Source organism: Cryobacterium sp. TMT2-14, assembly GCF_004402465.1.
Lineage (GTDB): Bacteria > Actinomycetota > Actinomycetes > Actinomycetales > Microbacteriaceae > Cryobacterium > Cryobacterium sandaracinum.
Genome location: NZ_SOFV01000030.1, coordinates 35,783 through 55,095, shown reverse-complemented (window position 1 = coordinate 55,095; position 19,313 = coordinate 35,783). Strand labels below are relative to the sequence as shown.

The 19,313-nt window shown below is 64.7% G+C and carries 21 protein-coding genes; 1 reads left to right on the top strand and 20 read right to left on the bottom strand.

The genetic code is table 11. The features are described from left to right. Positions 1–21: 21 nt before the first annotated feature. From E3O28_RS10995 to E3O28_RS10900, 20 genes are all read right to left on the bottom strand, one after another. Complete coding sequence (locus E3O28_RS10995; protein WP_134416000.1) at positions 22–1,110, bottom strand: PTS fructose transporter subunit IIC; 1,089 nt, start codon at positions 1,108–1,110, stop codon at positions 22–24. Position 1,111: 1 nt separating this feature from the next. Then, the gene (locus E3O28_RS10990; protein WP_134415999.1) at positions 1,112–1,420 is read right to left on the bottom strand and encodes a fructose PTS transporter subunit IIB; all 309 of its coding nucleotides are present in this window, start codon (positions 1,418–1,420) and stop codon (positions 1,112–1,114) included. A 2-nt stretch (positions 1,421–1,422) separates the two neighbouring features. After that, the gene (locus tag E3O28_RS10985) at positions 1,423–1,884 is read right to left on the bottom strand and encodes a PTS sugar transporter subunit IIA (RefSeq protein WP_166784800.1); all 462 of its coding nucleotides are present in this window, start codon (positions 1,882–1,884) and stop codon (positions 1,423–1,425) included. A gap of 870 nt (positions 1,885–2,754) precedes the next feature. Beyond that, complete coding sequence (locus E3O28_RS10980) at positions 2,755–3,312, bottom strand: hypothetical protein (protein WP_134415995.1); 558 nt, start codon at positions 3,310–3,312, stop codon at positions 2,755–2,757. 8 nt (positions 3,313–3,320) lie between these two features. After that, complete coding sequence (locus E3O28_RS10975; protein WP_134415993.1) at positions 3,321–3,779, bottom strand: single-stranded DNA-binding protein; 459 nt, start codon at positions 3,777–3,779, stop codon at positions 3,321–3,323. A 101-nt stretch (positions 3,780–3,880) separates the two neighbouring features. Further along, positions 3,881–5,692, bottom strand: a complete 1,812-nt coding sequence (locus E3O28_RS10970; RefSeq protein WP_134415991.1) for a TraM recognition domain-containing protein — start codon at positions 5,690–5,692, stop codon at positions 3,881–3,883. 27 nt (positions 5,693–5,719) lie between these two features. After that, positions 5,720–6,715, bottom strand: coding sequence for a DNA-processing protein DprA (gene dprA / locus E3O28_RS10965; RefSeq protein ID WP_241973104.1), 996 nt, complete (start codon positions 6,713–6,715; stop codon positions 5,720–5,722). 44 nt (positions 6,716–6,759) lie between these two features. Beyond that, positions 6,760–8,259 carry an ATP-binding protein gene (locus tag E3O28_RS10960; RefSeq protein ID WP_241973103.1) on the bottom strand — a complete coding sequence of 500 codons (1,500 nt, stop codon included), beginning with the start codon at positions 8,257–8,259 and terminating at the stop codon, positions 6,760–6,762. Next, positions 8,256–8,609, bottom strand: coding sequence for a hypothetical protein (locus E3O28_RS10955; RefSeq protein WP_134415987.1), 354 nt, complete (start codon positions 8,607–8,609; stop codon positions 8,256–8,258). The genes E3O28_RS10960 and E3O28_RS10955 overlap by 4 nt, the downstream gene beginning before the upstream one ends. Before the next feature lie 130 nt (positions 8,610–8,739). Then, positions 8,740–10,203, bottom strand: coding sequence for an SCO6880 family protein (locus E3O28_RS10950; protein WP_134415985.1), 1,464 nt, complete (start codon positions 10,201–10,203; stop codon positions 8,740–8,742). Positions 10,204–10,226: 23 nt separating this feature from the next. After that, a complete protein-coding gene (locus tag E3O28_RS10945; protein ID WP_134415983.1) occupies positions 10,227–11,561 on the bottom strand; it encodes a conjugal transfer protein TrbL in 1,335 nt (444 codons plus the stop codon). 30 nt (positions 11,562–11,591) lie between these two features. Next, positions 11,592–11,861 (bottom strand): DUF6112 family protein, encoded by a 270-nt coding sequence (locus tag E3O28_RS10940; protein WP_134406187.1) that lies wholly within the window; start codon positions 11,859–11,861, stop codon positions 11,592–11,594. A 74-nt stretch (positions 11,862–11,935) separates the two neighbouring features. Continuing rightward, the gene (locus tag E3O28_RS10935) at positions 11,936–12,202 is read right to left on the bottom strand and encodes a DUF6112 family protein (protein ID WP_134415981.1); all 267 of its coding nucleotides are present in this window, start codon (positions 12,200–12,202) and stop codon (positions 11,936–11,938) included. Between the two features lies 1 nt (position 12,203). Next, positions 12,204–12,680 carry a M23 family metallopeptidase gene (locus tag E3O28_RS17345; RefSeq protein ID WP_347232381.1) on the bottom strand — a complete coding sequence of 159 codons (477 nt, stop codon included), beginning with the start codon at positions 12,678–12,680 and terminating at the stop codon, positions 12,204–12,206. Between the two features lie 710 nt (positions 12,681–13,390). Further along, positions 13,391–14,044, bottom strand: a complete 654-nt coding sequence (locus E3O28_RS10925) for a hypothetical protein (protein ID WP_134415979.1) — start codon at positions 14,042–14,044, stop codon at positions 13,391–13,393. 36 nt (positions 14,045–14,080) lie between these two features. Next, positions 14,081–15,160 carry a ParB/RepB/Spo0J family partition protein gene (locus E3O28_RS10920; RefSeq protein ID WP_134415977.1) on the bottom strand — a complete coding sequence of 360 codons (1,080 nt, stop codon included), beginning with the start codon at positions 15,158–15,160 and terminating at the stop codon, positions 14,081–14,083. Further along, on the bottom strand, positions 15,157–15,855 hold the full coding sequence (locus E3O28_RS10915) for a hypothetical protein (protein ID WP_347232380.1): 699 nt from the start codon (positions 15,853–15,855) through the stop codon (positions 15,157–15,159). The genes E3O28_RS10920 and E3O28_RS10915 overlap by 4 nt, the downstream gene beginning before the upstream one ends. Before the next feature lie 189 nt (positions 15,856–16,044). After that, positions 16,045–16,446, bottom strand: coding sequence for a hypothetical protein (locus E3O28_RS10910; protein WP_134415973.1), 402 nt, complete (start codon positions 16,444–16,446; stop codon positions 16,045–16,047). Positions 16,447–16,535: 89 nt separating this feature from the next. Continuing rightward, positions 16,536–17,447, bottom strand: a complete 912-nt coding sequence (locus E3O28_RS10905) for a bifunctional DNA primase/polymerase (RefSeq protein ID WP_134415972.1) — start codon at positions 17,445–17,447, stop codon at positions 16,536–16,538. Then, positions 17,447–18,505 carry an ArdC-like ssDNA-binding domain-containing protein gene (locus tag E3O28_RS10900; RefSeq protein ID WP_134415970.1) on the bottom strand — a complete coding sequence of 353 codons (1,059 nt, stop codon included), beginning with the start codon at positions 18,503–18,505 and terminating at the stop codon, positions 17,447–17,449. The genes E3O28_RS10905 and E3O28_RS10900 overlap by 1 nt, the downstream gene beginning before the upstream one ends. Before the next feature lie 260 nt (positions 18,506–18,765). On the opposite strand from E3O28_RS10900, the gene E3O28_RS10895 reads away from it, so the two are divergent. Next, positions 18,766–19,236, top strand: a complete 471-nt coding sequence (locus E3O28_RS10895; protein ID WP_134415968.1) for a hypothetical protein — start codon at positions 18,766–18,768, stop codon at positions 19,234–19,236. The last annotated feature ends 77 nt before the right edge of the window (positions 19,237–19,313 follow it).

The window sequence follows — 19,313 nt, the reverse complement described above, 5'->3', positions numbered from 1 at the left end:
CGTTCCTCTGTCTCAGTTGGCTCAGGCGTAGACGGCGGCGGGCTCTTCGAGAGCTACCTCGTCGGGGCCGTGGACGGAGACTTTTCGCCACTTCAACGCGGACAGGACGAGTGCGCCGAGCACCGCACCGCCAACGAGACCTGCGACCCAGTACAGTGGGTTTTCGGTCACGGGGATGGTCAGTACGCTTCCGCCGGCGCTCTGAAGCGACGATTTGCCCCAGAGTGAGACGACGGCTGCGAAGGCGCCGCCGATCATGGTGGCGGGGATGACTCGCAGCGGATCGCGCAGCGCGAAGGGAATCGCGCCCTCTGAGATTCCGAAGATGCCGAGTAGCCAGCTGGTCTTGGCCGTGTCCTTCTCGTCGTGGGTGAAGCCCTTGGGGACGAGAAACGCGCTGATCGCACAAATGATGCCGGGCAGGCTCTTCGCAGCGGCGAACGCTGCGTAGGGAAGTCCGTTGCCCGCGTCGATCGCGGCCAGCGCGAAGGCATAGCCGGCCTTGTTGACCGGTCCGCCCATATCGAAGCCTGCCATGGCGCCCAGGACGATGCCCAGGATCACGAAGTTCGAGCTCTGCAGGTCGCCCAGCCAGAGGATCATGGACTGGTTCAGCCAGGCGATTGGCCCGCCGATCACGAACAGCATCAAGAACCCGGTGATGACCGTGCCAAGCAATGGATAGAAGAAGATCGTAACGATGCCCGCGAACGATTGCGGGTACTTGATCTTTTTCAGGTACCGGACCGTGTACCCCGCGATGAGACCGGCGATGAGTCCACCGAAGAACCCGGCGCCAAGGGTCGACGCGGCGATACCGCCGGCGAGTCCGGGAATCAGACCGGGCTTGTCGGCCAGGCTGTAGGCAACGTACGCGGCCAGAATAGGAACAAGCATCCCCAGAATGGATCCGCCGAACTCCCGCCAAATAGAACCGACGGAACCATCGATCCGGGCGCCCTCGTTACCGAAAAACAGCAGCGCAAGGGATAACACCATGCCGCCGGAGACAACCAACGGGATGATGTAAGAGACGCCGGTCATAATTGCTTTGTAGATGTCCTGGCCGTTAGTGACCCACGGGCTCTGCTTGCGTTGAATCTTTACCATGTCAGCGCACCGCCTCAACAACCTCGTTGAGGAGCTTTGGCCCCTTCTTAATGGCCTCGGAAACCGAACACTCCAGAGTGGGAATGTCCGTGAATCGCTCGGCGCCGGAGATACTCACGTCCGCAGCGATGATGGCGGCATCCGCGCGCTCGCAATCCTCCTTAGTGATCTCGTTATCACGACCCGTCGCTCCCTGGGTCTCAACTTTGAGCTCGATGCCCTTGGCGAGAGCGGCCTTGCGGAGGCTCTCGGCGGCCATGAAAGTGTGGGCGATGCCCGCTGGGCATGACGTCACGCAGACGATGAACATTGTTACTTCCCTTCCTTGGAAAGAATGGCGTTGCTGATTTCTTTTTCGGACTTGGCATTGACGAGCGTGGCGCGGAACTCTTCGTCCATGAGCGCCACGGAAAGCCGTGAAAGTAGCTTCAGGTGAGTTGTCCCGGCCTGCTCCGACGGGACGGCAAGCATGACGATGAGGGTGGTCGGCTCGTCGTCGTCCGCGTCCCACAGGAACGGGGTAGCGAGATTCGCGATCGCATAGGACGCATCCTTCACAACCGGCGACTTCGCGTGCGGAATCGCCAGTCCACCACCGACGCCCGTGGAATACGAGGCTTCGCGTGCCTCGACATCGCTAATAAACCCACCGAGGTCAGAGACCTTGCCGGCATCGACGAGTAGTTGGCCGATTGAGGTGAACACATCGGTCTTATTCGCCGCCTCAAGGCCAATAGAAACAAGCAAGGGATCGTACAGGTCTGAGAGTTCCATGGGTATCCTTCTGGCGGAGTGCGTTGAGCGCATCCGTGCGTTCAACTGCGGTGTGACAACTGCGTCAATTGAGCCGTGCGTCTGACCTTACGGGGCGGCCGTCAGCAGATCTATCCGCATCCCAACAGACTGCGTTGTGCGACTGCACAACGAAGTCGTCACAAGCCCGTACGATCGGTACGTCGCCTCCGGTCCAGTGGGGACAGCAATTTCTCCAAGTCCGCCGGGACTCACCCGGACCTCCAGCACAAGGTCCAGGCGCTCCTGGAGAAAGACGCAGCGATGCTGACAACAGAGTCGGCCTGAACGTAGTTCAGTTCCCAGCGCCACCACTCGGTCACCGCTAGCGCTGGACCAATGCTCTGTACGTTCCCTGAGGAAACGCGTGTTCGTTGGCCGGAGTCATTCGCGTTCCGTCAGGTCGGAAAGCGAACGTCGATGACGTCGACGGCAGTGATGACGCCCATGTGGGATTCTTTGATTGGTGAGCGTTATGGACGGCAACCCAAGTGCCTTGTCGTCTTGGTGGATCAACCACTGGGACCGGCCCGCCGCCGTTACCTTTGACAATGGTTACCTTCACCGGACGGTCCTGGCCTGATTCTTTAGAGCGATGCGTGCCCGAGCCCCCGTTAGGCGGACGGCCAAGGGCAGGTCCCATTGTCCGAGAACAGAGTGCGTTCCACATGAAGTGTAGGGGGTTGATTTCCGTTATTCCCGCACAAGAAAAGGAGCGATCAGCGCGGGTTATTCGGGCACTTCACGCGAGCGACCATGCTGCTCAGCGGCGAGACCCACAGCAACTTGTCTATTCGTGTACGCACTGGTCAAGAGTCGATTTCCTTGATCGCGAAGAAACGAGGCCTTGAATCAAGGCGACTCGGTGCGTGCATAGAAAGCCGCCTCGGCCGCTCGCCGCCTGGCGACGTCATCGACGACGAACTGCACGAAGTCTGCGTCGCGATCGCTGATGTCGATGTCATCGACAGCATCCGCTGGCGGCTCTCCTGGCCACGGAGTTTGGCGCGTCGGACGGTCGCGCTCGAGGCGGGTCCCCGATGTCGCAACCCAGTCGTGGAGGCGCTGGCGTGCATCCGCAAAGTCTCGGTGCCATCCGAACGGGGCCGAGCCGTGCTGGTCGGGGTCGTAGGCGCAGAGCCAGTGCAGGTGCAGTGCGGAGAGTTCCCAGACGAGTTCGGGGTGGCGATGCCAGAAGGGCGGCACGACGGATGCCGGGAGACCGTAGGTCCGTCGCAGCCAGTTCACCCATCGGTTGAGTTCGATCCACTCTGTTTCGGCGTCGTCTGCGCTGAGGAGATTCCAGTTGATGGGATGCGGCGGCTCTGCCGAGAGTGGCCCGTCGAGTTCGTCTTCGCCGAATGAGGCACCCTGGTCGCCGGATGCCCAGTCGACCAGGGACTCTGCCATCGTTGTCCTCACATTCCGAGCACGGCTGAGCCAGCGCGAGCGTGCTCCGCCTCGAGCAGAACTGCCTTCTGAGCGGCTAGAGCATCCCGTTCGGTGCCTGCAACTGAGCGGCGGGTTCGGTCGACGTCGTAGTTGGTGCGTGCGAGGTCGTGGCCGATCTTCTTTGCGACGAACTCTTCGCGATCGACGACCTCACCGTCGCGCTCAAACTGAAAGTTGCGCACGTAGCCCTCGGCGACGAAGCTGTCACCTTTGGCAAACCGTGTGAGTGCTCGGTCTGCGGTGGCGCGGTAGGCCACGAGGTCGTGGAAACTTGGCTCGAGGACGGTGAAGCTGCCGCTGTCTTCGCGACGGAAGTGCGGTTGGCCGACGCGCACGTAGAAGCGGGTTTCACCGTTCTCGGTCACCGATTGCTGCGGGTCCGAGGCAATGAAGCCGGACAGTGATTGCTGGGTGTGAAATGTCATGGGACTCAACCTCCTGTGATCTGGGCGGACCGTCGTGATCCGCGTTCACTAGGAGGTGCGCCGCGAACCCCATGCGGCCGCGACAGTGTGGGACCCAGGCCTCATTCCGTGGAGCTGACCGGGTGCTCCTCAGGCTCGTCGTGAGTCGGTGCGCGCATCAACGCTTCGATGTCTGCCCGGTCTTTCAGCAGCTCCTTGGCATCTTGGCGTGCAGTCCACATACGCAGACTCGCGATGACGGGTGGTGCAGCGCGGAGCATGATCAGGCCCGTTCCGAACGGGAGGGTGCGGATCGTATCGGGAGGCATGATCGCAACGCGGCGGATCGAGCGCTGCGCTGAGCGTGAACCGCGATCGCCAATCGTCGTCGAGTCGGTGGACTCGTCACGCTCGCCGATGAGCGTCGAGAGGTCCTGCAGGTCTCGAGAATTAGACGCCCCACCGAGCACGATCTTCACGATCGACGAGTCCCAAATTGTGCCAGCTGCGTTGTCGCTCCATTTCGTGCGTGCCTGCGCGAGTGACTGCAAAACCGGCATGGTTGTGATGCCGGTGCCGCCACCCTCCGCCATGAGAGTGGGGAGGGAAGGGAGAGGCGCGAGGTTGCCGATCTCGTCGAGCGCGAGCAGCAGGGGAGGGTCGAGTCGCGCCCCCGCGCTTCGTGCGGCGATGCGGCGGGCGGTCTCGACGAGGTCCTCGACGAGCGCCGACACGAGTGCGGCGGAGTTGTTCGAGCCGGCCCCCGTTGCCAGAAGGTACAGGGTGCCGTTGTGGCGCAAAAACCCTTCCGGGTCGAACTCCTCACCCTCGCTCGGTGAGACGGCATCCAGTACGCGGGGGTCAGCCAGTGCACCCAGCGAGAGGGAGACCCCTTGCCAGATGGAGTCGCGTGTACGCGGGTCGGCCTCAAGCATGGCTTGCAGAGAATCGCCCCAGCCTGTGGCCGCGGCTGGGGTGCTCAGCAGGATCGAGACCGCATCGTGGGCTGCCGCTGGATCAAGGGTCCAACGAAACAGCTCGGCGGGTGTGCAGCGGTCGAGCGCTGCAGCGTGCAGCAGCGACTGCAAGGCCGTGCGGGTCTTGGCCTCCCAAAACCCGCCGCCATCGACGCCGCCAGCTGCCAGTCCAGTTCCAGCCGCCAGCCCCGCCGCGCGGATCATCGCAGTGAGTGGGTCCTCGCAGCCTCGGATCGGCGACCAGCAGAGTCCCACCGGAATTCCCGGGGCAAGCTGCTGGAGATCGAATACCGCCACGGGCCCCAGACGTTGCCGTGCGCGCAGCGTGGTGGTGAGGTTATCGGGGCGTGTGGAGGTGGTCACGACGGGGCCAGGGGCGTCGAGGATGGCGTTGATGACGATATGCGCCCCTTTTCCCGAGCGCGGCGGGCCGATGACCAGGATCGAGTCCTCGACGCTCGCCCAAACCGTGGTGTTGTGGGATCGGCCGATTCGATAACCGACCTCGTTGGGGGTGGCCCTCGTAAGTGAGGGCCGCAGGTGCGCCGCTCGCTTCATTAGCGCTTGGTGCGATGCGGCTTGGGTTACTTCGGCCCGTGTTGCGATGCCGGGGATTCGGTGCGGGTCGACTTTGGCTGCGCGGCCCGTGCCCCTGAACATCCGCCACAGCCAGATGGCCGCAGCCGCTGCGAGACCGAGCAGCACGATCGTCGTGAGCCAGTACGCGATCGGGTTCAGGCCCGGTGCTTGCAGGGCAGCCGAGGGGTCGCCTGGGTTGATGAGCACGGCGAGTCCGGCTTCGGGCCCGCCGGCTGGTTGGGCACTTCTCGTCGCCCACGCTGCGACAGCACCTGAGGCGCGGAGCAGTAGGGCAAACGCGGACACACCGATCAGGATGCCGATGCCGAGGTTGGTCAGCTCGTCGCCGAGCGTGGCCTGCGATCTTGGCGTGCTCATCGATTCTTTCCGTTCCGAGGAGATCGGTTAGAACCGAAGATCCGGACCAGTCCGGCTGAATCGTCGCGTGGGGGAGTACGCGAACGTCCGGTCACCTGAGAAGCCGGCCGTGGAGTCCAGCAGGTCCGTGACATCCTGCGCGTCGATGACGAGGCTCGCGATTCCCTCCTGGACCAGCCGATGGCAGCCGGCGCTCGCCGGGCTCGTCACCGGTCCAGGAACGGCGCCGACCGGTCGACCCAGGGAGTGAGCCTGCCCGGCGACGTTCAGCGAGCCGGATCGATGCCCCGCCTCAACGATGACCGTTGCGGCAGAGAGGGTTGCCAGAATCCGGTTCCGTTGGAGGAAGCGCCATCGAGTAGGAGTGGAGCCGGGTGGAAGTTCGATCACGAGCAGTCCGCCGCTCTGTTCAATGCGCTCGAAGAGTTGCTCGTGGCCGACCGGGTAGACCCGGTCGAGCCCTCCGGCGAGCACGGCGACCGTAGAACCGGGATGGGTTGCGGTGGCCGCTCGATGTGCTGATCCGTCGATGCCGTAGGCACCTCCGGACAGGATCACACGGCCCTGCGAAGCGAGGTCGGAGGCGAGTTCGGTCGCCACTTGGCTGCCATAGGCCGTCGCGGCTCGGGCGCCGACGATAGCGACTCGACCGGGGAGAGGAACCGAGAGGCGACTTGGGTCGCCCTTGAGCCAGAGCGCGATCGGGGCACTCGTACTGAGCTGCTGCAGTTCGCCGGGCCAGTCGATGTCCTCTGGCGTCAGCAGCCTTAGGTTGTGGCGTTCCATATCGACCTGGATCCGTTCGATCTGACCGGGGTTGATTCGCGGGGCCAAACTTCGTCGCCACAGCTCACCCTCAGCGGGGTCGACGCCGTTCGGAAGCCGAACGCCTGACGTGATGAGTCGCACGGTCTCCGCGGCTCCGAGCCTCGCGACCAATGTTCCCGTGATGATGTCGCCTGGCTCAGACAGGGCTGCGAGGGCCATCCTGGCTTCGCGCTCTTCGCTCATACTCTCGGCCATCACAATGCCTCCTCGCTCTGAATGGAAGGTGTGCTCGGGGTCACTCATCTCGGCTGCTGTCCTGAGGTCATCCGGGCGGTCGTGTCGAACGTCTCGAACTCGTCGGGGTGCAGCTGGTGCTGCACGACGAAGCTGCGATCCTTGATTCGCCACAGGCCCTGTCCGGTGCCCAGTGTGGGGAGCAACTTTTGCTCGGTTCGGCTGAGTCCGAGTGCGCTTGCCGTTGATCCGAGCTGGTCCGGTTCCTGGCGGTAGACGATGCGAGTCTCCGCGTTCGCCAGCAGTGACGACGCGAGCGCGCGCATCGCGGATCCCGAGTCGCCAACATTGTCGAGGTCGCTGAGCTTATGGAAGACGAGCATGTTCGCAATACCGAAGTGCCGTGCCAGACGCCACTGGGCATCCATGCGGCGCAAGAGCGCCGGATACGCCATGAGCCGCCAGGCCTCGTCGTAGATGACCCACCGCTGGCCGCCGGCCGGGTCGGCGAGCGCGGACTCCATCCATGCAGATGAGCAGGTCATCAGCACGGAGATAAGTGTGGAGTTCTCGGCAACGCGCGACAGGTCAAGCGAGACCATCGGCAGGGAGGGGTCGAAGCGCACAGTGGACGGACCATCGAAGAGGCCGGCGAGGTCCCCGGCAACCAGGCGTCGCAGCGCATGGCCGACCAGGCGTCCGTCCTCCGCGAGCCGGCCCTCGTCGTCCTCGGGGTTCGGGGCGAGGATGCGATCCACCACCATTGGCAAGATCGGTACTTCAGCGCTCCGAACCGTATCCGCCAGTGCGAGGTCGATTGCCGTGTGCTCAAGCGGACTGAGGGTTCTATCAAGCACGGTCTCGGCGAGTGCTCCGATCAGGTCACGACGCCGTGAGGCAAGCTGTGCCGACCACTCGGCGTCCGACGCGGATGCTGCCCGGTGCCCTTCATCCAGCGGGTTCAGTCGGTTCCGTAGTCCGTGGCCAAGGATGATCGCCTTGCCGCCGACGGCCTCGGCGACGGCGGTGTGCTCGCCCTTCGGGTCTCCAGGAATGTAGACGCGTCGGCCGAAGGGGAGTGAGCGCGTGTAGAGCGACTTCGCCAGCGAGGACTTGCCAGAGCCGACGATGCCGGCGAGGACGATGTTCGGAGCGGTGATCATCCCACGCTGGTAGAGCACCCAGGGGTCGTAGACGAAGGAGCCACCCGAATAGAGGTCCTGCCCGACGAAGACGCCGGCCGATCCGAGTCCGGCCTCAGCGAGAAATGGGTAGTGGCCGGACAGCGTCGCGGAGGTGTCCTGGTGTTTGGGAAGCCGGAGGCGTCCGGGCATCCGCAGTTGTGCGGAACCCGAATCACCAGCGGCGGAAAGGTAGGCCCCCCTTCGCGCCTCGTCCCGCTCGGCGAGCCATCGCGTGCGCGCCTCGAGATGCTTCGCCTTCTGAGTATCCGCTTCGATCTTCGCTGCAGCTCGCCGGCGAGCTCGACGGTCGCGGTGCACCTCGCCGTGCGGCTCGACCAGCGTCGTCGTGTGTAGCCGCTCATTCACCCCCGCGTTATTCACAATGCCACCCTGTGCCTTGCGGGACTTGCTGACCGGTCGCGCGTGGCCACCCATGGGTCGGCAACATCCGGATGCGCCCGACCAGTCTGCATGGCTGACGCCTTGGACGCCGGGACGAGTTCTGATTCAGAATCGGCCGGATGCCGCCGCAACAGCGATACGTAACCGAACGTCGTGCTGTACGTCAGCGCGTAGGCCGAGCCGTCGTCCTTGATGGTCCGGTCGGTCGATCCAGCCGGGATGCGGTCGTAGACGTACCCGTTTTCGAGCGCGGTGTCCGTTGTCTCCTCGCCGTAGTCCCATTGCTGCAGATACTCGATTGCCGCGGTGGCCCCGTCGCGGTCGATCATGCCGACCACCTCATCGGCTTCGTCTCCCTGCAGGAACGTGACGCTAATCCATCGGGAGGCTGGTGGGTTGGGGTTTCTGTAGAACATGTCGGCTCCAATCGGGATGCTTTGAAGGACAGGTGCGCACCGCTCACACGCTGCGACACAGAGGGAGTGCTGCGGCGGTGAATGCTTGTGCCTGCTGGCCAACGAGCCGTCGCGTTTCGCACGAGCTCTGGATGGCAGCTTGCTCGATCGATGCCACAGCGGCATCGAGCTCGTCGACGGTTGGCGCGGTCACGCAAACGAGACCAGTCGCGCGCAAAACGCCGTGACCGGCCGTGAGGTCCGCCTCCTGATGCATCAGGTCCTCGTACTCCGCGGTCGCGCCGGCATCCTCTATCTGACCGATACGCCTGCGCTGGTGGGCGTCGCTGATCAGCTCGGTCTTCTTCTTGCGGAGGTCGCGCGCCGCCTGATCCGCGCGGACGGGCAGGTAGTGCAGCGACACGGTTCGAAGGATGCCGTTCGTGAAGACCAGGGGCAACAGGAAGCCGGGGTATACCTGTGATCTGGGCCATTCGCTGATCCAGAGCACTGCGTGGAAGGCGCTGTCGGTGCGAAGACGATCCCAGCTCTCGGCGACGGAGACCGGACCGGCGGTGTCGAGTGCACGGCCGATATCGGGATGGCGTTCCAGGTCGACGCCGATGGCGGGGTCGTAAGCAGTTCGCAGGGTCATCGCGAGCTCGTCAGCAGTCAACCAGCCTCCGACAGTGAGGTCCGCTGCCCGAAGAGCCTGGGTCAGGGCCGTCATTTCCTGGCGGAGCACCGTCGCGGCGCCGCGCATCCCACCGCCCTGCGTGCGGATCTGACGAGAGGCCGCAGTGAGATCAAGGGAAAGCGCGATCGTCGTGGCATGGCGCTCACCGGCAGGACCGGCACGTTCGATGAGATCCCGGTAAGTGGATGCGGCCCAGCTGTCATCGTTGATGCCGTGCCGCTCCCACCACTCGGCCAGGCCGGTGCCGGAATCAGGCAGGGTGCGCTCCGACACCTGTAGCCGAGAGATCCGCCCCGACCTGCACGCACCGGCCAGCACCCGCCCCCACCCCGCCACGCGCCGATGCTGCTCGCCAGGGTCAAGCAACGCGAATGCCGGGTGCGACACCGCCACGACCGCGGTAAGGGTCTTCGCATGCGGGTCGTGAATCATGACCGCCCCAGACTCGGGATCATTCCATTCGCGTAGCGCGGCCGCGTCGCCCGGAAGCGACAGGGTCCCAATCGGACGCGGGCGCACGATTTGGCGCCGATAGGTCAACTGCTCATGGGCAGCACGCCATACCCATCGACTGACGATCGGCACCCATTCGACGATCTTTCGGCCGCCTATCGGGATACTGGCAATCATGATAGCGGTGCCCCAAATAGGGCTCGTCCAGGCAACGCCGGCGGCGCCCGCCGTGTAGAGCGCGGTGACGATGGTGAGCGTCCCGATTGAAAGGGCAACCAGTTGGGGGACTGAAAGACCGAGAAGGATGCCCCGCTTGGTCAGACGTGAGAACTGCACCGGCGCGAGTTGGTACTCGGCGCGGTCCTTGTCGGTGTCCATGACTACACGTCCTTCTTTGCTGATCAGAGTGTTGGGGAGGCAGAGTCCGGTGCAGACGCTGGCGGCCTTGGTCGCGGTGGCCTGGGCGCCGGGGGAGAGGCGCTCGGTACGGCCGACTCACCGCTGGACTGCATGTGAGCGTCTGCCGTTTGCCCGACCGCACTACCGACCTTCGGGCCAGCCTCGGCGGCGGCCGTGGCTACGGTCGCGCTCGCCGCGACACCCGCGGTGGCGACCCCAACTCCCGCTCCTGCGCCCTCGCTGGCGGTGCCAGCCTTGGCGGATGCGCCCGTGCTCGAGGCTGACGTGGGGCCAGGTCCTCCGCTGTTTGGTTCGGTGTTCGGTGCCGGACCGCCTTGCGCCGTCGGCCCACTCCCGCCGTCGCCACTTGGCCCGAGGATCTTTTTGGCGCCTTCCGCCATCGGTGCGTTCGGCACTGGGACGGGCCGGTTCATGGCCGACTTCGCCTCCTGCTCGGTCGACATGGCGTGATGAATATCGAGCCCAACAAAGCTCAGGAACTTGTAAGTGATGTACGGAGCGAATGCGGCGATGAACATCAATACGATCCCGGCGATCGGATCGCTGACGGATGCTAGATCCGCGTCGATCGGTGCCGCGACCTGCGCGACCGCTACCAGAAAGATCACGACGAGCACGAGTTTCGACAGGATGAGGGCGATCACGAACGCAACCCATTTCGTGAACCAACCTTTGGCGGCATCCCAGGTCGCGCCCGCCAGCGCTATCGGACCGAAGACGATCGCCACCAGCAACAGTGCCTTGCGGATGAGGAGCGAGAACCAGACGATCGCCGCGGCGCTGATCGCGAGTGCGGATAGGAAGATCGTCACGATCGCTCCAACTCCGGGGGCGCCGACGTTGAGCGCGGCGAGGCCCGCAGGTAGAAGAGCGATGCGGTTGCCCATTCCCTCCATCGTGTTGCCGCTCGCGTGAACGATCCCGATCGTCAACTGATCGGTGATCTCGAGGAGCAGTCCCGTGATGGTGATGATCACGAACGATCCGAGCACTGACTTGGCGGCGCCGATCGCCGCTCGAGAAAGCGCCGTTGGGTCGCGGTGAACAAGCCCGGTGAGGAGTTGCAGACAGAAGAACACCAGGGTGACGAAGACAGCAACGCCAAAGAGCACGTTGTAGACGTCGATGTATGCCGGGTCGGTGAGGTCTACGAGCGTGGTCGTATCGAAGGCGGCCCAGACGGATTCGAAGAGCCAGGCCGCGGCGGAGCCCATCGCGTTCGCGAGCCAATCAAACGGCGCCGCGACCAGCGATGCGGCGCCTTCCCCGGCGGTGTCGCAGACCTCCGCGATCACTGGCACATCGCACACGCTCATCGGAGGACCCCGCTCACGTAGGAATCGGGGTCAGACGGCTTGGCCGACGTTCCAGAAGAAGTTGACCAGCGTGACCGACGCGCCAGCGATGATCGCGGCGCCGCACGACACGAGCACGCCGAGCTTGCCGCGGGATGCTAGGTGCGGGTTGGAGGAGTTGGCTCCGAAGCCCCAAACGATCGCCGAGATGATCAAGGCGAGCACGCTCAGGATGAGGCCAACGGTCATCACCGCACCGACGATAATGCGCAACTGCTCGATGCCGGGTAGCCCCGTGCCGTTCGGATTGATATCGATCACAGTGGGCTCCCTCGGTCGTTTGATGCCTACAAGAGGGAGGAGTGCACGTCAACCCCAGCCTGGTTCGTTGGTCGTCAGAGCGTTGAACCAACGTCGAGCAGGAAGTTGACCCAGGCGACGCCGCCGCCCGCGAGGGCTGCTGCACCGCAGGCGACCCACAGTCCCATCCGCGCGCGGATGGCGGTCTGGAAGTTGCCGTTCGCCGAGGCGAGAGCCCAGGTGACCCCGCTGATGATCATCATGAGCACCGCCATGATGAGCACGAATGTCAGCAGCGCGCCGACGATATTCTGCAGTTCCGCAGCGCCGCCGACGGCGCCGAAGTCGGGGAAGATATCCATCTCATTGCGCCTTTCCTGGTCTGCATCCGGCAGTCGCGACCGCCGCACCGGCAAGGCCGGTAGCGCGGTGCTCGTTGAGCCACTCCACGGCGTTTACGGGAGTTTGGCCGGCCCCGCCCGGACGGATTTCGAGGTGAAGGTGCGGGCCGGTCGACTTGCCTGCGGACCCGACGTCGCCGATGTGTTGGCCTGCGGCCACGCTGTCGCCGGTCGCGACGTGGATGCCGGAGTCATACATGTGGGCGTAGTACGAGGTGATGCGCTCGCCGTCGATCGTGTGGTCGATGGTGATCAGGCCGCCGTATGTGCCCCGCTGCCCGGCAAAGCTGACGACACCGTCGGCCGCAGCGAGGATCGGTGTGCCCGCAGGCGCCGCGAGGTCGCTGCCCGAGTGGAACGCCCGGGCGCCGCTGTAAGGGTCGGTACGCCATCCGAAGCTGTCCGTGCTCGTATATGAGCCGGCGGGTAGCGGGAACACGACGCTCGCAGTTTCGGCCCGATCGGTCCGGAACCGGCGGGGCTCGCAGATTGCGCCCGAGTCAGCGCGGCGATAATCGACTCGGCGACGGGCCGAAAGTTTTGGTAGCGGTCCGGATAGGCGCTGACTTCGACGGCTTGAGCGGCCGCGCCCGGGTCGAGCAGTTGCCAGCCAGCGATGTCCAACAGCCCGCGTGGTGATCCTGCGTTGGGACCCGAGGGGCCGCCGAAGAACGCCCGTGCCTGGTGTGCTGGGGCCATGAGCTCGGCGACCGTACCCCAACCCGATACCGGGCGCATCTGGAAAAGGCCCAGGGAATCGTGATCGGAGCCGACCCCGTCGTTCGGGTAGTCCGCGGACTCCGGATACGCGCCGGTGTTGGCGAGCATGCGAAGCGTCGACTCCGTGAGCGCGGCCATTATTGCGATGAGCACTCCATCGCGACCGACGCCGGCCGTCTGCGATCCGATAGCGATGATCGTTGCAGCGTGGGTCAGCTGCCGCGAGTTCAGGGTGATCGAGCGGCCATCCCGAGTCTGGGCGGTGAGTGAGTCGGGGACGCTGCCCACGGCGAGCGATCCCGATCCCGAGCCCGATCCGCACGAGATCGCAGCAGGATTCATAAGCGCTGCCACGCCGACCAAGCCGGCCAGCGGGCTGGCGAGCACAACGACAAGGAGGAGCCCGATGAGCTTCTTCATCGCTCGGTCTCACTCCAGGGGTCGGTCGAGTTGGGAGAGCCGAAGAAGCCTGCACGGCTCCTGACCCGGGCACACGACGAAGACCGTGAACGCCACCTTCCGCTCCGTGCGAATGACCTCGGTGTCCCACGTGCCCGCTCGATGGCGGGATCCCACTACCGTGAACGCCGCGGCACCCCGTGGAATCTGCCCCGATGCCGCCTGCTCCAGCGCGGTCGACCACGCGTCTGGAACGACTGCCGACTCGTGCTCGAACCACTGCCGAGTTCCATACGCGCTGAGCTGCCCCCACATCTCGGTGCTGGGAAGGTAGCCGCGAACATCCGATGCCACAGCGGCCGCTTCATCCGAATCGGCGACGTCTACCAGCACCTGCACCCACTCGGAGAGGTCACCTTCATGGCGTGTGTCCCACGTGAACAGGGCGGCCGCGACGCTGCGAGCAAACAGCTCCGCGTTGGTGGTCACAACCACCGGCTGCGGCTGATCGGGGAGTGAGGTTGGCGCCGATGATACGGATGCTTCAGGTGCCCGCCGCTCCGGCTGACTCACTTTCGCCGGTCCGCGGAGCAGCCCGTACACGCCGATGGCGACGAGCACGGCCAGGGCGATGCCGCTGCCTACGATCGCGAGGACCAACCGGTGCCGGTGAATGAACTGCATTGGGAAGACTCCTCAGGGTCAGCGTGATGAGGTCCGTCACCTGGAGCTGGTTGCCGAGACCTGCGCCACACTGACGGAGTCGTCACGCAGCGAGCGCAGCCGCTCAGCGAAAGCAATGGTGCCGGCGAGGGTCTCTTCGACCTGTTCCCACTGCTTGTCGGTTAGTTCGGAAGCGATCTCGACGTAGTCGTAGCGCAGCCACCACTTGCTCAGGTCGTTCCAGAGGTAGACGAACGAACGGGCGGGCAGCTTCGTATTCGGGGAGCTCGCCGATCGGGCGTTCTTGGCCCGCGTAGCTGTCTTGGCTCGGGCTAGCGCTTCTTGAGCCAACCGCTCGAGCTCGGTCTCCGTCGTTGTTTGCTGGGCGGCGTGTACCCGTGCAGCACCCACCGACGAAGCGTGGCGGATGCCCTCGGGTTGCGTTGTATCTGTAGCCATCTGTTCGAGTTCGGAGACGGCGAGCTGAGTCCTCATGCGGCGGTGGGAAGCTGTGACCGAGCCTCCACCATGGATCAAGTCAAGCTCGACGGCGGCACGACTGCGGAGCGTCTCGTCGAGACTCTCGTCGGCCGCGATCTGCTGCAGGAAACCGATCCTCTCGAGCGTCGTATACGAGCGTCGTCCGGTGACGAGAAGCGCCGCCTGGGCGCGGGCATAGCCATCGAGCGACGTCAACGGTGCTGCCACCGTGGCAGCACCGTCTGACCTCGACTTTTCTTGCGCCGCACCGAATCGTGATGCTTCTTGTCGGCGCTGCGCCTCCTCGGCCAGAAGCATCTTCACCTCCCGATACAACGTGGCCGCGTCGGTCGGGCTCAGGGCCTCGTGGAGCGCGTTGTCGTCCTGCTCCGCGAGCAGCTGGGTCAGCCTGTCCGAGATGCCGGAACGCACCCAGACGTTGAGCTTGCGAACCCCGAGCTGCCGAAGGGCGGCCAGGCGACGTGCGCCGCAGACCAGGGTGCCGTCGGGCGTCACCGTGATCGGCTGCAGGAGACCCTGCTTCTCGATCGAAGCTGCGAGCGCGTCGATGTCGCCAAGGTCGGTGCGATGCCGCGAACCGATTCGGATGGAGTCGATCGACCGCTCCAGCTCGATGTGACCCGGTGTGCTGGTCATACCCGCACTCCCGGGGCGTTGACGACGATGTCTGAGACCAGGTCATCATCGCGGAGGAGGGCGCGAAGCGGCTCTCCAATGAGCAAACGAAGCAGGATGCCTCGGCCGGCCGCGGTGTGCGCCTGCAGCGGGTTGCCGCATCCCAAGAGCGCTCGGATCATCGCCATCCAAGCCTGCTGTGGAACGTCGAGGAGCGCTCGGGCTGCGTAGTCTCGCCGCAGAGTCTCGTAGGCAGAGGCGCGCGATGGTGCATCCGCAAGCCGGCCGCAGATGTACTCAACGCCATCTCGAGCGCGGTCTGACGGCCAGTCGAGCAAGGTGAACAACAAGATCGCGTCCTCAACCGCTGTCTGCACCTCGTCCAGCGGCGGCGTGTCGATGTGTTCCTCGACTGGATTGGTGCTGAAGGCGGGGTGATAGTCCGGCAGGGCGTGCTCGCGATCACTGAACCGTTCGGCGTCGTGGTAGCTCGAGACTTTGGGTCGCCGCGCTTGGTGCACCGAGCATAGGAGCCCCTGGGCGCGTTCCTCCGCGATGCAGGTCACTTGCACTGCTCGGGTGACGATCGCCCACGGGTCGTCGGCGCGCACGGTCGACGGCGCCCGCATCGCGTCATACGCGGCGGCGGCGGCTTCCCACGGATCCAGATGGTGCTTGCGTGCCAGGCCCGCGTACCGCTTGGCAGCGAACTGCATGAGTTCGGAAGCCTCCGGGTCCGTGCGCCAGCTGGCGCCACCATCTGCTTGGAGTCTGGCGAGAAGCCGTCGCAGGCCCTCAGAGTCGCGGAATGTCTTCGAACCTGTATCCCAGTGTGCGGTCCATTTCACCACGGCACCTCCTCTCGGATTGGTGTGTGTTGCCGTGCCCAACAGGATGTTCATGGGTCACCGCCGTCCCAGCCCGTACCGGGAGAACGGGGGATGCTTGGGCAATGTCCCGAATTCGGAGAGGGGAGGTAGTCGGTCGGCGCGTTCACTTATCGCCCGACGGGTGGTGGTGGGCGTCCGCCGCACCCGCCTCGCGAGCTCGGCCTCGAAATCAATGCCACGGCCGGCGATACGCCCGGTTCCGGTGCTCAGCAGATCCGAGGCGCGGACCCAGACGATGCTGGGGCGGGAGGCCGGATTGTCCGGCATCTGGACGCCCGTTCGGACACCCGAAGTGCGGCCGCCAGACGGCACTGCGCTCGGCAACTTCTCGGTCGGCACCGGATGCGGCGGGTACATCTCCCCGCTGGCATCAACGCTTCCTGCACGTCGTGACTCCTCGAAGTTGTCTTCATCCATCGCTTTCTCACTCCCTCACGTCGTTTGTCTGAATAGCAGGAGTGACGAGGCGTTCCTGAAACCAGCTCCAGCTGTTAACGGATGTTTCTTCACTGCAGGCAAGGCGCGTCACCTCGTCTGCTTCCAGGGGATGTTCGGTCGTAGCCGTGCGCTCCCGGAATGCCGTTTGGGCCTCCGGATGGCCCCGCAGCGGCCCGTCGGCTCGCGGAGCTTATCGTCGCGGTGATCTCGTGCTCTGGGAGACCGGCGGTTTGAGCGGCCGGCGCCAACACCGCTTCGACGGCCGCGGGCGCGAACCCTGCTTCAGTCAGTCGGCAGGCCGCCCAGAACAGCCCGCTGTTGCGCTCGCCTTCCTGCAGTTTGCTCACCCATTGTGCGAGTCGGCTCGGCTCGGGCGACGCGCTTGCGGGCGGTCGCGACGCCGCTTGAGCCGCCCGTGGGTCGATGAGGCTACGGAGAGCGACGGCGTCGACCGGCCTCGTGCCCACACCGGACAGCGAGTAGAGGCGGTAGCTGACTCGCCCATTTCGCGTCGCCAGGGTCGAGGGAGGCACGACGACATAACCGCCGCTTCCACGGAAGTCGATGTGCGCGGTTGCGGCTTGCCAGCAGCGCTGGGGTCGGGCCGCCAGCGCGGGGAAGTAGACGTGCATCCCCCGGGACGGAGTGCGCACCCGGGCTATCTCGCCTTCGAGGAGTCCGGCGGCGCTGGCACGCGCGAAAGCGGCGAAGCCTGAGGCCGCATCCGTTACGTCGATGTCGACTACGTCGATGCCCGAACTGGCGCCGGTCGGCATCCCGATGTTCGCACCAGGCCATCGAACCCACCAAGCGCGCACCTGGTCGGTGTCACAGCTCGCGTTGTGGAAGCCCGCTGGGGTGAGAGGGTGCTTGCCGTCCACTCCGCACGGGAAGACCGGAATCCCGGCCCCGGCAAATACGAGCGCGGCGGCCGGCAAAGGTAGTCGGTTCGTGGCTAGGAGCACTTCCGTGATGACCATCAGAGGCTCCGGGTGGAAAGTCGCCCCGCAGGCAGGTCGGGTGGGGCCGTCACGGGGGCGGTGAGGTTTGGGGTCGGTTTCGACCGATCGAACCTCAGAGAATCACCTGGTTCAATCTGGTCTGTTTGAAGTTGGTTGAGGATCACCACGGTCGCCCGACGCACGCGTTCGCCGGTCTCCTGGACGACCTCTGTTGCCGTTTTGTCAGCCACCGAGCTTGCCCAGGAGGACACGTACGGGATCGTGTAGTCGCTCGTATCCATCCCGTGTGCCGCGCCGATCATCAGTGCGACTGACTCGGCTTCGACCTCGCGGATCCCTCGGTGCAACAGCGTTTCGTCGTCGGGTGCGTGCATGTGGATGTGTGCAAGTTCATGCGCGAGTGTCTTCACGCGGGCCGCGGCATCCATATCGGCGCGCACCGAGACTGTCCGGACCCCGAAATCTGTCCGTCCGTTCGCCCCGCCAAGCGAGGCGGCATTTGGAACAGTCAGAAGGGTGAAGCCCTCGTCCTGGACGACCAAGGCGAGCCCATCCCAGAACCCTCTGGGCGCCTCGCCGCGGAGCAGAATCGGGGCGGGACGTTCAGGGATCGGCGACCCGTCGGTCTGCGAGACATCCCACACGTAGGCTGGCCGCACGCCGACCATCCGCTGGCGCACGACCTCACCGGCGCGAGGTCGCTCGTTGCGGTCGAGCCTCCGCCACGCTCCGGCGTCCGCTGGGGAAGCGGTTGCGAACCGCGCGGTAAGAGGCGCGAGGATCATGTAGCCCTTTTGACCGGCCACCACGTGGCGCCCGAGCTCCTGCCACTGCTTGAATCCGGCGACGTAGCTTGGGAACGCATTCTGGACAGACCCGCGTTCGTAGGCGGCGGCATGCTGCGCCCAGATCAGGAGTGCGTTATTGAAAGACCGTGTTCGGAAGCGGTCGGCGAACGCGAGCGCGAGTTTCCAATCGTTTCCCGTGACCAGAGCCTCGACAGAGGCGACCAGCCGTTCGTGAAGCTCGGTGAGCTTCGCATCTCCGTCTTTTGGCGAGTGCGGTTTCGTTGACACATCGATCACCTTCCCGAGTGGCTGTCACACGCGTGCGGGCGTGACTGACACAAAGGTGCGCCTCGCCTTGCCAATTCGCTCGGCGAGATGGAATGGCATTGAGCATGCTCAATTCCTCGTTGATGATTTTTTACCATCCGATTTGAGCATGCGCAACCCTTGAATTGACCATGCTCAACGAGTAAATTGAGCACTCTCAATGACCCGAGCATTCGTGAGTCAAAACGTCCTGATTCGCCCGGGGGTGAAGGGTTATGCCGATGTCCGAAATCGAGAGCAAGACCGCTGCGGAGGATCTCGCGAAGCGCCTCCGGCTACTGCTCGATGTCGCGGTCGCCGAGACGGGCGCCGAGCCGACGTTCACCCAGATCGCCGCGTTCCTCCAAGAGCGCGATCTGAACCTGTCGCGGTCGCGTTGGACATACATGGTGAACGGCCACCGTTACGTGCAAGACAGTCCACTCTTCGAGGGCCTCGCCGCGTTCTTCGACGTTGACCCCGAGTTCCTCGTCGGCGAAGCCGGCGTCGAAACCCCTGACAAGGTGAGCGCTCAACTCGATTTGGTACGTGCCATGCGCGCCGCGCGCGTGAAGACGTATGCGGCGCGCACCCTCGGAGACATCTCCCCAAACGCACTCCAAGCAATCAGTAGATTCCTGGATGCGGAAATCGCGCAGACATCGCCAGCAGAACGCGACCACGCCGACGACGCTGGGGCCACACACTCGTAGGAAGGGAAGTGACGAGGCAGTGAACAACGAAGTGAGCGCGTCGGCGGCATTCGACGGACTCTCACTCGGAGAGGCCT

Excerpts from the sequence above, each read along its gene's own strand:
- E3O28_RS10995 (WP_134416000.1), bottom strand. The coding sequence starts at position 1,110 with ATGGTAAAGATTCAACGCAAGCAGAGCCCGTGGGTCACTAACGGCCAG.
- E3O28_RS10990 (WP_134415999.1), bottom strand. The coding sequence starts at position 1,420 with ATGTTCATCGTCTGCGTGACGTCATGCCCAGCGGGCATCGCCCACACT.
- E3O28_RS10985 (WP_166784800.1), bottom strand. The coding sequence starts at position 1,884 with ATGGAACTCTCAGACCTGTACGATCCCTTGCTTGTTTCTATTGGCCTT.
- E3O28_RS10980 (WP_134415995.1), bottom strand. The coding sequence starts at position 3,312 with ATGGCAGAGTCCCTGGTCGACTGGGCATCCGGCGACCAGGGTGCCTCA.
- E3O28_RS10975 (WP_134415993.1), bottom strand. The coding sequence starts at position 3,779 with ATGACATTTCACACCCAGCAATCACTGTCCGGCTTCATTGCCTCGGAC.
- E3O28_RS10970 (WP_134415991.1), bottom strand. The coding sequence starts at position 5,692 with ATGAGCACGCCAAGATCGCAGGCCACGCTCGGCGACGAGCTGACCAAC.
- dprA (WP_241973104.1), bottom strand. The coding sequence starts at position 6,715 with ATGGCCGAGAGTATGAGCGAAGAGCGCGAAGCCAGGATGGCCCTCGCA.
- E3O28_RS10955 (WP_134415987.1), bottom strand. The coding sequence starts at position 8,609 with ATGATCGACCGCGACGGGGCCACCGCGGCAATCGAGTATCTGCAGCAA.
- E3O28_RS10950 (WP_134415985.1), bottom strand. The coding sequence starts at position 10,203 with ATGGACACCGACAAGGACCGCGCCGAGTACCAACTCGCGCCGGTGCAG.
- E3O28_RS10945 (WP_134415983.1), bottom strand. The coding sequence starts at position 11,561 with ATGAGCGTGTGCGATGTGCCAGTGATCGCGGAGGTCTGCGACACCGCC.
- E3O28_RS10935 (WP_134415981.1), bottom strand. The coding sequence starts at position 12,202 with ATGGATATCTTCCCCGACTTCGGCGCCGTCGGCGGCGCTGCGGAACTG.
- E3O28_RS10925 (WP_134415979.1), bottom strand. The coding sequence starts at position 14,044 with ATGCAGTTCATTCACCGGCACCGGTTGGTCCTCGCGATCGTAGGCAGC.
- E3O28_RS10920 (WP_134415977.1), bottom strand. The coding sequence starts at position 15,160 with ATGACCAGCACACCGGGTCACATCGAGCTGGAGCGGTCGATCGACTCC.
- E3O28_RS10915 (WP_347232380.1), bottom strand. The coding sequence starts at position 15,855 with ATGCAGTTCGCTGCCAAGCGGTACGCGGGCCTGGCACGCAAGCACCAT.
- E3O28_RS10910 (WP_134415973.1), bottom strand. The coding sequence starts at position 16,446 with ATGGATGAAGACAACTTCGAGGAGTCACGACGTGCAGGAAGCGTTGAT.
- E3O28_RS10905 (WP_134415972.1), bottom strand. The coding sequence starts at position 17,447 with ATGGTCATCACGGAAGTGCTCCTAGCCACGAACCGACTACCTTTGCCG.
- E3O28_RS10895 (WP_134415968.1), top strand. The coding sequence starts at position 18,766 with ATGTCCGAAATCGAGAGCAAGACCGCTGCGGAGGATCTCGCGAAGCGC.